Source organism: Pararhizobium sp. LjRoot255 (assembly GCF_964252905.1).
Lineage (GTDB): Bacteria > Pseudomonadota > Alphaproteobacteria > Rhizobiales > Rhizobiaceae > Pararhizobium.
Map to the genome: position 1 here is coordinate 1 of NZ_CAXUPQ020000003.1, position 12,604 is coordinate 12,604.

General features: G+C 57.6%; 11 protein-coding genes and 1 pseudogene. 6 read left to right on the forward strand and 6 right to left on the reverse strand.

What is annotated here, in order from left to right; all coding sequences use genetic code 11:
* Positions 1 to 220: 220 nt before the first annotated feature.
* Both ACSQ2W_RS25735 and ACSQ2W_RS25740 read right to left on the reverse strand, forming a co-directional pair.
* Positions 221 to 553, reverse strand: coding sequence for a hypothetical protein (locus ACSQ2W_RS25735; protein WP_436089012.1), 333 nt, complete (start codon positions 551 to 553; stop codon positions 221 to 223).
* 287 nt (positions 554 to 840) lie between these two features.
* Positions 841 to 2,118 carry a PAN domain-containing protein gene (locus tag ACSQ2W_RS25740; RefSeq protein ID WP_436089132.1) on the reverse strand — a complete coding sequence of 426 codons (1,278 nt, stop codon included), beginning with the start codon at positions 2,116 to 2,118 and terminating at the stop codon, positions 841 to 843.
* 615 nt (positions 2,119 to 2,733) lie between these two features.
* Between ACSQ2W_RS25740 and hmpA the strand changes: the two genes are divergently transcribed.
* The 3 genes from hmpA to ACSQ2W_RS25755 all read left to right on the forward strand — a co-directional run bounded on the left by hmpA (position 2,734) and on the right by ACSQ2W_RS25755 (position 5,648).
* Positions 2,734 to 3,945 carry an NO-inducible flavohemoprotein gene (hmpA, locus tag ACSQ2W_RS25745; RefSeq protein ID WP_436089013.1) on the forward strand — a complete coding sequence of 404 codons (1,212 nt, stop codon included), beginning with the start codon at positions 2,734 to 2,736 and terminating at the stop codon, positions 3,943 to 3,945.
* Positions 3,946 to 4,016: 71 nt separating this feature from the next.
* On the forward strand, positions 4,017 to 4,475 hold the full coding sequence (locus ACSQ2W_RS25750; RefSeq protein ID WP_436089014.1) for an Rrf2 family transcriptional regulator: 459 nt from the start codon (positions 4,017 to 4,019) through the stop codon (positions 4,473 to 4,475).
* 27 nt (positions 4,476 to 4,502) lie between these two features.
* A complete protein-coding gene (locus ACSQ2W_RS25755; RefSeq protein ID WP_436089015.1) occupies positions 4,503 to 5,648 on the forward strand; it encodes an HPP family protein in 1,146 nt (381 codons plus the stop codon).
* Between the two features lie 405 nt (positions 5,649 to 6,053).
* Here ACSQ2W_RS25755 and ACSQ2W_RS25760 read toward each other — a convergent pair whose 3' ends face one another.
* Positions 6,054 to 6,239, reverse strand: coding sequence for a helix-turn-helix domain-containing protein (locus ACSQ2W_RS25760; RefSeq protein WP_436089016.1), 186 nt, complete (start codon positions 6,237 to 6,239; stop codon positions 6,054 to 6,056).
* 235 nt (positions 6,240 to 6,474) lie between these two features.
* On the opposite strand from ACSQ2W_RS25760, the gene ACSQ2W_RS25765 reads away from it, so the two are divergent.
* The gene (locus ACSQ2W_RS25765) at positions 6,475 to 7,389 is read left to right on the forward strand and encodes a LysR family transcriptional regulator (protein WP_436089017.1); all 915 of its coding nucleotides are present in this window, start codon (positions 6,475 to 6,477) and stop codon (positions 7,387 to 7,389) included.
* A gap of 84 nt (positions 7,390 to 7,473) precedes the next feature.
* Entirely contained in the window at positions 7,474 to 7,695 is a 222-nt protein-coding gene (locus ACSQ2W_RS25770; RefSeq protein ID WP_436089018.1) for a hypothetical protein, read from the forward strand.
* Between the two features lie 48 nt (positions 7,696 to 7,743).
* Here the strand turns inward: ACSQ2W_RS25770 and ACSQ2W_RS25775 are convergent.
* Positions 7,744 to 7,983 (reverse strand): annotated as a pseudogene (locus ACSQ2W_RS25775) (hypothetical protein); the annotation flags it as partial.
* A gap of 475 nt (positions 7,984 to 8,458) precedes the next feature.
* On the reverse strand, positions 8,459 to 8,788 hold the full coding sequence (locus ACSQ2W_RS25780; protein ID WP_436089019.1) for a hypothetical protein: 330 nt from the start codon (positions 8,786 to 8,788) through the stop codon (positions 8,459 to 8,461).
* Positions 8,789 to 9,501: 713 nt separating this feature from the next.
* On the opposite strand from ACSQ2W_RS25780, the gene ACSQ2W_RS25785 reads away from it, so the two are divergent.
* Entirely contained in the window at positions 9,502 to 10,665 is a 1,164-nt protein-coding gene (locus tag ACSQ2W_RS25785) for an ROK family protein (protein WP_436089020.1), read from the forward strand.
* 856 nt (positions 10,666 to 11,521) lie between these two features.
* Here the strand turns inward: ACSQ2W_RS25785 and ACSQ2W_RS25790 are convergent.
* A complete protein-coding gene (locus ACSQ2W_RS25790) occupies positions 11,522 to 12,355 on the reverse strand; it encodes an SDR family NAD(P)-dependent oxidoreductase (protein ID WP_436089021.1) in 834 nt (277 codons plus the stop codon).
* Between the last annotated feature and the right edge of the window lie 249 nt (positions 12,356 to 12,604).

A 12,604-nucleotide genomic window follows, 5' to 3' on the forward strand; every position in this document is an offset into this window, starting at 1 on the left:
GCGAGCAAATGAGACAGGCCGCTATTGGCGCCAGAGCTGCCCCTCGAGGCTAGCGAGCGATTGCAAAAAAACGAGGGGAAAATCAAAGGGAAACGAAAGAGACGGCACGTTGACGATAACCGTGATTATCGACGCCTGCACGACAACGCGTCAGATTGCGCCACGCTGTCTGTCGATCATGAATTCTAGGCATAGACTTCATTTCATGGTGAACCGCGGCTCAATTACGGGTAGCCCACAACCGCGTCATTTCATTGTATGCCTGCCTTGCACCAGAAACCGTCGTGGTCTCGTTGTATACGTTGCAATGCGGCCACGAGCGGTCGACCTCCCGCACGAGTCGCTGTCCGGCCAGTACAACTTCGATCCGTTGCTGCATGGCCATTTGATCGATGCGCCGTCCGTCCACTGCGATACGTATAGGTTTTTCGTCGCAGATATCTGCGTCGAATTCGGAATTCTGCGTAAGACGAGGGCCACTGTGATCGATTTCAAATATGGTCGCGACACCAATCGGTAGACCGAAGTCTGTCGTTTGGTGGTAGCTCACCATGGCCCAGCATTTTGCGCGCTCAATGAGCTTGCCATACGGGTCCTTCTGGTCATCTTTGGCATCCTGTGGACCACTTCTCTTCAGCCCACGCGGACGAGGGAACCGATGCTTGTGGCGCCGCCTGACACGCAGCTAGTATCGTAAGCGCCAGCAGCGCGGGAGTTCTTTTTGGCATGCTCATCGCTACCTCGATCATTGCGGCAGTCGCGGCTGCTGAAACACAGGCCCACTGCAGTTCCTCTTTGAAATGATTCTCCGCTAGAGGACTGGATCCTCTGTGACCCCATTCATTGGAGACTAATGATTTTTGCCGCCGAGAATGACTGGATTTTTTTCACACCCGTCACCAGACCCACGCCGTATCTAGGTGCTCCGACTGCGCCTTTCAGCCAACACTCCTTTTTGCGTTTGATATAGGTGAACGCAACGCAGCGCCTTTCATCAATACAGGCGAGACGGCATTGTTGCGCATTGCTTCCAATCTGCGATGGCCGCGACGACAAATCTCCTCCTGGCAGATCGATATCGTTGAAAAGGGCAGCTGTCGGATCGATCGTGCTGATTGTAAAATCCTGCGGGTTCGGCTCTGCGCCGCTAAGAAATTTTCCGGAGATGGCGACCGAGTTGCCGTCAGCTCTGCCTTCGTTAGATTTTAAGAAACAGTTGGGCCCCTTTGTGAACTTTGGGTTCGCATTAAATGTGAAAGCTTTGCACGCTCCATCCATCGAAAGACAGGTCTGCGCGCACTCAGCTGCATCGAACGTGCGTTTGGAACTCAGATCATCTCCGAACAAATCAAGGCCCGTATAGAGAGCCATACGCGTGGGACGGCGTGTGAAATCTTCTATAGCGGATAACTTGGCGAGAGCCTGGTCTTTGACATCGGGCGATTGGCTATTGGTGTTCGCTGACTGGATAGGGGTCGGATTTCCAGTGGCCGGAGTCATCCCTGGGCTCGGCTCCGTGGACGTAACTGCTTGAGCATCAACGGCTTTCAAATCTTCGCGCTTGCGATTGATTTTAAACCTGTTGATCTCGTCGGCCGTGAAAACGTGCATTTCGTTCGGCGGCGTCTTGAACATCGTCGTCATGACCTCGACCGACGTGTCGAACCGATTCAGGACGTCGATGATATCCGAGATGGACAACTGAGCACTCACGAGATCGTTCGAGCCTGACGATATCTGGTGGACACCCAATGCACCGTCCGCTTGTCGTTCGATCCCAGCAAGGAAGATATAGGCACAAGCCGAGTGGCAGCCGCTTTCCTTGGGGACGTATGTTGAAAGACCGCGCTCATGAACATCGTCGGCGATTAACAATGCGATTTGAACGGTGCCGCCGGGACTGTTCAGCGTTAAGAGCTTCGCTTGGGGCGCCGCTTGCAGCGCCCGCCGAAAGTTGAGAGCAGCGCCCACGTCAATGTCGCCATTCAGGCTGATGACATCCGGCGCTGTGTCGTTGACCGAGAACGGCCCGAATACCTTTTCAGCCGACAAGCTGGGCGTTGCCAAGAGAACAAGTGGCCCTAAAGCAGCCAGCAACAGACGCAATACACGTGTCATCTTCACAGCGGTGCCCCCACCCCGGATCCACAGGCTATATCAAGCATCAAACAGGCGATGGTTGCAAGTGGACTCGCGGTTCTAGTCCCTGCGAGAAGCAGAAGCGGTTAACCAAGGAGGTTATCGGGGGCGAAAACGCAGGGCCACGGAAATCGGAGTGGGACGAAAGACGAAACAATTCAAGCTGGCGTCGATACCCAACTGCTGACCGCGAGTTGTCATTGGTCGCCGATGGCGCGCAAATTACCTATGTAGCGCCAGATGTTCCTGATCTGGAGGAATCTACGCTCCAAGTGCAACATGGGCGTGTGTAGGGTAGGGGATCAGCCGCACTCACGCAAATGCGCCAATGCTCTCTCCTCTAAGTGACGTTCTCGCGAACATCAGTCTGGCACATTGCGATGCCGTCGGGAGGGGTATCCACTCCATCAATTCTCAATGGAAATATCTGGCTGCGCCGGGTCAGTTCCTAGTGGAAATCGACACTTTCTACCTCTGGCGTGTCCTGCGACAGAACGGCGCAAAAAGCGTCGCAGCCTCAAACATCTATTGTAGATATATCTTTAACGACGTATTCAGCGACCACACCGCCCTAGCGGACAGAACGGAGACATCATGTCGGACACATTGAGCGAACACACCAAGTCGATCGTCAGAGCCACGGTTCCCGCGCTTGCAGCGCACGGAATGACAATCACGGCGGCGATGTACAAGCGACTCTTCCAGGATCCCGAAGTACGCGACCTGTTCAATCAGGCGAACCAGGGCGAGGACGGTCGCCAGACGAAGGCGCTGGCGCACGCGGTCCTCGCCTATGCCCAGAATATCGATAACCTCGCGGTTCTCGGAGCTGCGGTCGAGCGGATCGCCCAGAAACATGTCGGCCTGCACATCCAGCCGGAGCATTATCCGCATGTCGCAACCGCCCTTCTTGGAGCAATCAAGGAAGTGCTCGGAGATGCGGCGACGGACGAGATCCTGTCCGCCTGGGGCGAGGCATACTGGTTCCTCGCAAACATCCTAATCCGCCGGGAGAAGCAGATCTACGATCACCTGAAGTCATCGGAAGGCGGATGGAACGGATGGCGGAAATTTATCGTCGTCGCGAAGCGGCGTGAGAGCGACATCATCACCTCATTCGTTTTGCAGCCGGTCGATGGCGGCCCCGTCGTCGGTCACAGGCCCGGCCAGTATCTAACATTCAAATTCGACGTCCCCGGCCTCTCGCCGCAACGACGCAACTACAGCATTTCCTCCGCGCCGAACGGAATGACTTATCGCATCTCGGTCAAGCGGGAGGCGAACGGAACGGTGTCAAAGCACCTGCACGACCGAGTCCAGAAGGGGGACGTCATCTTCGTCTCACCGCCGACGGGCGATTTCCATCTGCCGGAACGTCCCGAGCGGCCCGTTGTGCTCCTAAGCGGAGGCGTAGGTCTGACGCCGATGGTCAGCATGCTGGAGACTATCGTCGACAGCGGTGTCGAACTTTCCGTACACTACGTTCACGGCGCGCAGGACGGGCGGGTCCATGCGATGGGCAGCCATGTTCGTGGTCTTGCCGATGGCCGCCCCCATCTGAAGACGGCAATCTTCTATGAGACACCGAATGAGCACGACGAGCGTGGCGTTCATTTCGACCACCACGGCCACATAACGATCGACTGGCTCGCCGCCAACACGCCGATCGAAGACGCCGACTTCTACCTGTGCGGACCGAAACCGTTCTTGGCGGCGTTCGTGAACGGGCTGTACAAGGCCGGGGTCTCGCAGGAACGCATCCACTTCGAATTCTTCGGCCCAGCCGACGATCTCGCGGCTGCGTGAACAACTGTTATAGGGCGGACTCTTGGTTCGCCCTATAACAGAACCAAGCGACCTCTACGAGCGATGCCAACATGCGCCTGACTGTGTACTCCGACTACGCACTTCGCCTGATGATGTACCTTGCCTTGAACGGCGAAAAGCTTTCGACGATTGCGGAGATCGCGGACTCCTACGACATCTCTTCGGCGCACCTGATGAAGATCACGCACGAACTTGGCCTAAAGGGGTTCATCGAGACGGTGCGAGGGCGACGGGGCGGCATGCGCCTGGCACGGGATGCTAGCACTATCGGCGTCGGCGACATCGTCCGTGCATCTGAACCGGATTTCGCCATTGTGCCCTGCATGGCGGAAGGCGTCGGGAGGGTCTGCGCAATACAGCCTGCTTGCGTTCTCAAGCGCGCCCTCGCCTCCGCTGCCGCTGCGTTCCTGGATGTGCTGGACGATTATACTCTCGCCGATCTGACAAGATCGTCCGTGCCCCTTCGAAAATTGCTTGGGCTTCCGGAACTGCCATTCACGCCTGCCTGACTCCTCCTCGTACTTGCGGCTCTGTCAATGCGCTCGATACTGAAAAAACTTGCCCCAGAAGCGTCAACCGTCAGCTTCACCGAACGTCTTCGATCAGGCCTCGGCGCGATTTTCGGAATACTAGTTACAGGAATTCTGGCCGAGGCTGTGGTGGGGCATGAATCTACCATCCCGGCATTGGTCGCTCCGATGGGTGCATCGGCCGTACTTCTCTTCGCGGTTCCTTCAAGCCCACTCGCCCAACCTTGGCCGGTTATCGGCGGAAATCTTGTCGCGGCGTTGACGGGCGTCACGATCGGGGTTCTTATCCCGAACCTCTTCGTCGCCTCTGCGGTTGCGATCGGTGTTTCGATAGCATTGATGATGGCGCTTCGCTGCCTGCATCCCCCGAGCGGAGCAATCGCGCTGACCGCAGTTCTCGGAGGTCCGGCGATACGCGATCTTGGCTACTGCTATGTTCTTTGGCCAGTGACTGGAAACACGATCATTCTGCTGCTGCTGGCGTTACTCTACAACAACCTGACTGGCAGACCCTACCCGCACTCCCTGAAACATAGCCCGACCGATCGGAAAACCGCGGATCCCCCCGTTGTTGAAAGGGTCGGCTTCACGGCGGAAGACCTTGATGAAGTCCTCAAGGAATATGACGAGGTCATCGACATTGATCGTGACGATCTGGCCGAAATCCTTCATCGCACCGAGTTGAGAGCCTTCGGCCGGAAGGTCGGGACCACGCTCTGCCGCGATGTCATGTCGCGCGATGTAGTCGCCGTATCGCCGGAGGCGAGCCTGAAACACGCACTCGAGCTGCTGCAGATCCACCACATCAAAGCCCTGCCCGTCACGAACGACCGAGCGCAGGTCATCGGGATCGTTACGCAGACGGACATTCTCGACAAGGCGAGTTGGAAGAACGGTCTGCCGACGATCGGCTTTCGACAGCGGTTGCGGCTATCAATGAAACGGGGCCAAGCCCCGTCGGGCATCGTTCGCGACATCATGACCGCACCGGTCCGAACCGTTTCACCACAGGCAACGATATCGGAAGCAATTATTCGCCTTGCGGAAGAAGGGCTCCACTACCTGCCCGTCACCGCGGAACACGACAAGCTTGTCGGGATTATTTCACAATCCGATGTCATGATGGCGATGCTTGCCGAAAAGGCGGCGTGACCGCGTGTTCCTCGTGCGAAACCCGTGAACTAACAGGCTCGTACGATCGTGGTTTGGGAACGGGTGCACGCCACCCCTGGAATTGGTGCGAGGGGCGTCCTCGCGCAGCGCATTGTCAAGATACGGGTTCTCGGTTCTCCTCAGACGACTGGTACTGCGATGAGGGCAGTGGATTAGAGAGGTAGCCAGACGCTCGGATGAGCATTTCGCAATTTGTTCACGCTTTGTGCGTTTAGCATCGCATAACATCTCGCCTGGAACTTGGCCGGTACCCCAGGTGAGCGTGGCGCTAGCGCAGGGCGCATCGATGGCTCGGCAGGCGTGGTGTCTCCTCAAGGCGGTCAATCGGCAGCTTTTTGCCAAGAGAGCGCGGGGCGGCTCAAACTAAACGGACTCTTGAGGAATTTACTCCGCGAGGCGCACGCCGATTCCGCCGTTCGGCGAAGGACCTTCACTGAAGAAAACAATACCGCGTTCCTCATAGACCCGCTTTATGGCTTCAACCGTCACAGGCTGAGGACCACGCGGCCCAACATCGTCCTGCTCGACCCTGCTGACCGTGTTCGCGGTCACTTTCGCCAACTGCGCCACTTCTCGCACTCCTAGCTTCAACATCGCCCGAGCGGCTCTCGCCTGAATCGAATTCACAGTGACCTCGTATTTATTTCGATACAGGGTATTGACCCGTAACCTGTACTGTTATAGATACAACGTATTCATGCTGCGAGCAATCTTACAGGCTGGTGCAGGGCGTTTTGCGTCCGGCATTTCTCGTGTTGCGACCAAATTCTCTTGGCATCGTTCATTCCCAACCAGGAAGTAGTATTTGGAACTCCGCCAACTTACCTATTTTGTTGCCGTCGCCGAGGAGCTCCATTTCGGCAGGGCAGCGGCACGGGTGCATATTGCCCAACCGGCGTTGTCGACCCAGATCCAGGCGCTCGAGCGCGAACTCGGCGTACAGCTGTTTGTTCGGACGACGCGGCGCGTCGAACTGACGGTGGCAGGCGAGACCTTCTATGAAAGATGTGTGCGGATCTTGAGCGACATCGATGTCAGCGCAGAGGTCACCCGCTCGGTTGCCGGCAAGACGGCAAGGAAGATCCGGATCGGCACCATCTATCCGGCTACCATCGGTGTGCTTCCCGCGTTCCTGTCGAAGATCGCCCGAAAATATCCGGATATCCAGTTGCAGATCCAGAGCGGCTCGACCGACGACATCATCCGCAATCTCGAAACCGGCCAGATCAACCTTGGCTTCATCCGGCCGGTGGAGAACATCGGTTCCCTGCGTTTTTTCTCGATGGCCAACGACGAGTATCTGCTGGCGATCGCCAAGGACAGCCGACTTGCCGGTCTCGACGTGATCGGCATCGACGACCTGCGCGACCAGAAGATCATCTCGTTCTCGCGACAGAACCTCTCTTACACCGAACGCTATTTTGCCGAGGTGTTCGCCGAGCATGATCTGGCCCGCAACATTGCTTATTCCTGCGACGACACGTTTGCGCTGATATCGCTGGTGTCGGCCGGCCTTGGCATCGGCTTTGCGCCGCAATGGACGCGGGATTTCCCCAACCGCAATTTCGAGCTTCGCAAGGTGAGGGGCGTCGACTTTCGGATCGGCATGGGGGTTGCCTGGAGCTCCGAGGACCCGACTGCCACGCGTGACGACATCATCGATATTGCCCGCTCGCTGGTCAGGCCGCCCAGACAGCTTGCAACGGCGCTGTCACGGTGAGCGTTTCGAGCCAGCGCAGCGGCGATAAACGTCCGGACCGCTGGCGATCATTGAAAAATCACATCAGACACCGGGGAGACGATCATGTCGCGAAATCCAGTCCGGTCCAAGAGACCGCAAGCCACAAGCCCGCAAACGGCTGCCCAATGCAATCCGGGCGATGAGGCCATCATCGACCAGGCACATGCGCTTTATGGCAGCGATGCAGCGACCGCGATCGCCTACTGTGGGCTCGACGCCTGGTTCGAGGGTGAGGAGGTCGAATTTCGCCGGTTTGCGCGACTGTTTCGCAGGCTCATGAACTAGTTTCACTTGGAGCGGGATCGCGACGGCCCCGCCGCGATCCCGCAAGGCTCATTCTGACGGCTTGCGCACAGCCGCGCGGCTGGCGACGGCCACGATATCGGCACCACCATCGGCAAGAAGTCGTTTGCGCACCAGCACCCGCATAATGCGGGCGGCCGTCGAGAAGCTCATCTTGTCGAGCGGCCCTTCGCCTTCCCAGCGCTTGGTCAGTCTTTCGGTGATGGCACTGACAATGTTCATCGGCATGATGTCGTCGCATTCGCGCATCGCGTCGAAGACGAGGCTGACAGAATCAGAGTTCCTCCGCCGAATACACGATAATTTTTATAGTGTAATACTCCCCTGATAAAGCGTTTGAGGCAATGACGAGCACGGCGTCGTCGCCTACAGGAATCTTCGATTAGAGAACCGACAGATGCAACGGGAGCGCTGTTTTTTCCCGACAAACGGCGTCGTGCAAACCGTTAGGCGGCAGCGCTATTGGACCAAGAGTGCGGTGGCTGTACTCAAGAACGCGCAACCGAGCACGATGAACGCGCCAATGGCAACGCTCTGCACCAGGTTCATGCGCCGAGTGCGCTTCCCTTCCCAGTCGTAAGCCATTCAAGAACCCTCGTATCACCTGAGGCTGACGCGCGTTTACGCGGCTGGCCAGGGTGGTGCTTCTCAGTTCGGCAGCCAGTCCATATAGGCGCCGAGTGCCACTACCAGCTGCAGGAATGCAATTGCGAGAATTGAGGTGAAGAGCACCGTATCTCGCGCTTTATTCGAAGACCATCGCATGGGCTTTTCTAGCACAAGGCGTATTTCCGTCCTGGATTTCTTGCAGGCTTTTGAAGGACGGGTGGCAACGCTTGCCCTCGTCGGTCCACGCGCGGTATTCAATTTCGGCCGAAAGCAGCGGCGCCGTGAAGACGGCACCCTTGCGCCTGATTTTCACTGACGGCGCCGTCGTCACGATTTCCTTGAGCCACTCGCGCAGCTTCACCGATGTCTGGTGCGTGAAGCCGGTTCCAACACCACCGACATAGACCAAACCATTACCCTTCCGAGCGGCCAGGAGCAGCCGGCCAATTGCAATCGCCCCCGGCACCGTGCCGGGCTCAGTTCCGCGTGGATATCAACAAACAATGTCCAGGGCGATGTATCGCTCGAGTTCGCGCAAGGTCAATGCTGAATGCCGCTTCGAATCGTATTCGCCAAGCTCCTGTGTATTGCTGAACGTCGTGCCGGGTAGCAAATGGAGTTTCCCCATCTGGGTTTCCCCATCTGGTGCCGATCAACCGTTCGATAGGGCCACCGAAGCGCGGTTCGCCCGGTGGTCGCCAGTTGATCGCGATGCCCGCATCCTCGCACCCCCTCTTGAAAGCACGACTCCTGAAGTCGCTGCGGTTATCGACATGCAATGTCTCTGGGCGACCGGCCACGGCTCGTTGATCTCGCGCTCTCGCAAGATGGCGTGCAGACCCTCGAAAATATGAAGCTGATCGGTCACGCCCGAGCGTCGGACGCCGAGCACCAGTGCTCTGCCGGAGATGTTGAAATCCAAGAAATCGTCATTGTCTCGTCCATCTGGGGGCGCAGGAACCCATGGCGCGCGAAAGGGATCGCACACCACTTCCGGCGCATACGTGCCTGAATATGGTGTCAGCAGGAGAACCCGCGATTTGCTGGAAGACTGTCTGGACGCCTCCCAGACGCCAATCGGCTATGCTACAGCACAGGGGATTGATCCTCGCAAAGCCTTCTAATGGATCTCGCGGATTATGGCAATACTTTTTTCAATTAATGAAATAAGATGGACCAATGGCCCTCAAAGTCGATCAAGGCACAGCAAAGGCACTCAACCGGCGACTTGCCCTCAATGTCCTGCGCCGGGAAGGGGGCTTGAGCCGCGGAGAGCTCGCCGTAAAGACCGGCCTCAGTAATGCCGCGATAACGGGCCTCGTCTCCGAGTTGATCGAGGAAGGCTTTCTGAAGGAGGGAGAGAGCACCCAGAGCACGGGCGGGCGCAAGCCGGTGCTGGTCGATCTCGACTACGCCGCGCGGTATTCGATCGGCCTCAAGCTGATGTCTGACCGCCTGGAGGCTGTGCTCACGGATCTTTCGACGGACCCCTTGGCCAACACGGTGATCGCGCTGTCAAACGTGGAGCCTGCAACCGTGGCGGAAGCAGCCAAGCAGGCGGTCGAACAACTGATGCCGGACGCCGCTCTGCGTAGTGAAAAGCTGATTGGCGTGGGGCTTGCAATGCCGGGACTGATTGACGTCGAGCATGGTGTCTGTCGGGTCTCTCATCGGTTCGACTGGCACAATGTCCCGATCGCGTCCCTCTTTGCCGAGCGGGTTCATGTTCCCGTTTGGGTGGACAACGACGTCAATGCTTTTGCAATCGCCCAGCAACTGTTTGGCGCGGCGCGCAGGCGTTCTTCGGCGCTTGTGCTGATCATCGGCACGGGTGTTGGGTCGGCGCTGATCTTCCACGGGAAAATCCATCGCGGCGCGCGCTTCGCGGCCGGTGAAATCGGCTTCGCCGTCGAAGGCAGTTTGAAAACGGACGGTTTCTCCAGCTGGGGCCATCGGTTTTCGGAACCGGCTATCGAAAGGCAGTGGGCGGAACTGTGCGCCACGAATGCCGTGCACGGACCGGCCGGCTTGCAGGAAGCAATGGAAACCGGTGACACTCAGGCCGTTGCGTTTCTTGGATCGATCGGCCGCGATATCGGCCTTCGCCTCGTCGGCATGATCGACCTTGTCGATCCCGAAGTGGTCATTGTCGGTGGCGAGGCCATTCGTTTTGGCAGGGCGCTGATTGACCCGATGATCGAAGCGGTTAAACGGTTCAGCTTCGAAGTGCCGCCACCGATCGAGATCGACTGGGAGAACAACATCTGGTCGCGCGGCGCTTCAGCACTAGCGATCCAGAAGTTCTTCGATTTCGAAAGTGCGTCCGGGGTGGCACTGAGCTGAACAACGGTTTCCAATTTCTGGCGTCTGTCCTCGCCGAGCAAGCGAGTTTTGCGAGCGATCTGGTTCCCGATCTCTACCCTCCGGATCGCATAACATCTTCTTCTTCTGTTGTTGCCGCCCGGGATGCAAGAAATTTTGACCGGCGAACATGTGATCGAGTGCGGTCCTCTGTGAGGCCTTCGATTTGCGACCATTGCAGAAAGCCGCGGGCCGGGATGGTGATCTGCGGATGGGGTCCAATTCTCAATTGCGAGCACTCGGCTCGGAGATGTTAGCTGGTTTTCCCATCCAGATCTTTTCGATCATTCTGCCCATTCGGGTCGTCGACTTCTCGCCTCCTTCTCAGCGTCGGATGGTTGGGTGCTGCATCTGGGTCATACAGCCGTAGCCAACGCCGGATCTCGATAATCTGCATTCTTCGTAAGCATGGCCCAGATTGCCCGTGCCATTTTGTTGGCCAACGCGACCGCGACCATCCGTCATGGCGCTCAGGCTGGGGCAGTACACGGCCGCCGGGCGTGACCATCGACGCCACCAAGTACCCATGCCGCATCGCTGAGCCTATCTGCGTGCCTGACTTCTGAGAGACACAACGTGTTTTCGGATCGCTCGGCTTAATTTGATCGGCGTCCGACCAGCTTCAGTCTTGGTCGTGACAAGGCTTTGTCTGTCGCAAGATTGCCGTGGATCGTGCAATTGTAATCAAATGTGTCGAGCCTGAGAGCTGACGATTGTGGCGTGCATCGCCGCCACAGCGCGGTCTGACGGATCGCCTGTCAGTTTCATATTGAATCTAACAGGCTCTGGAATTTTCGCTCGTTTTTAGGAAACCGCGTTCGTCTTTTCACTGGTAACTCTAGGCAGGAAGACTGAAGCGGCCTGATGGCTTGCCCAGGGAAGCAGTGTACAGGCGCGGCTGCTTGCCATCGATATCCTTGACCGCATAGCGCAGCCCCATTTCTGCAGCGATCAACGTCTCGCCGGAACGCTTCATGCGTTCGGGATCTCGCCATAGCCGTTCGATCACCAGACCGGTAAACTCCGGCGTCTCGAAATTGGGCATGTCGTCGATCACGTCTTGCGGCAGATACGCATGTGGAACTGCCTTCAGTTCGTCCGTCATGATGATCCCGGGCCAGATGGACACGCAGGCAACACCGTGATCACGCAGCTCCGCAGCCATGTCAAAACTCATTTTGTCAGTGCCGGCCTTGGCGGCGCCGTAGGCCGGTCCGTAGTGGTAGGAGACGGCGCCGTAAAAGGAGATCTGCGCGATCAGGCTGCCGCCCGTTTCAATCATCAGTGGAGCGGCATAGTAGGAGGACACATAATGCGACCGCAGGCCGACATCGATCATGTCGACGAGATCGAGCGGCTTTTCCCAAAAGCCGCCAGGGGCTGTCAGCTGTCGTTGATCCATGAGCGTTGCATTGTTGACCAGGATATCAAGCCGGCCGCTCTCGCCTCGGATCCTGTCGAACAAGGCCCTAACGTCGGCATCATCGGAATGGTCGCACCGAACCGCGATGCCTTGTCCGCCGGCCGCATCGATTTCCGCACTGGCAGCCTGCAATGCCTCTTCCGTTCTGCCAGTGACATACACTTTCGCCCCCTTGCTTCCGAGCGCGCGTGCTATTCCCCGACCCAGACCTCGGCTCGCACCCGTTACAACAGCTACTCCAGCACCCATGGCATCAATCCTTGTTTTCGGCTTCGTCGAAGCACCGCGTTTCGTCAGGCGATGCAGCTAAGCGCGAATCCGTCGGTATTCAAGGAGGCACATTTTTGTTCGCAGCCAGAAACACGGCGTACCGCCCAGGCCTGAATATTTCGCGCCTCCCGAGCTGATCGTGACATCCGGCGCTCACCTATGAACCGTGTTCATAGGCTCATTCATATCGCGCTCTGCACACGCTGTATCCTCGTTTCAACAGAGCCC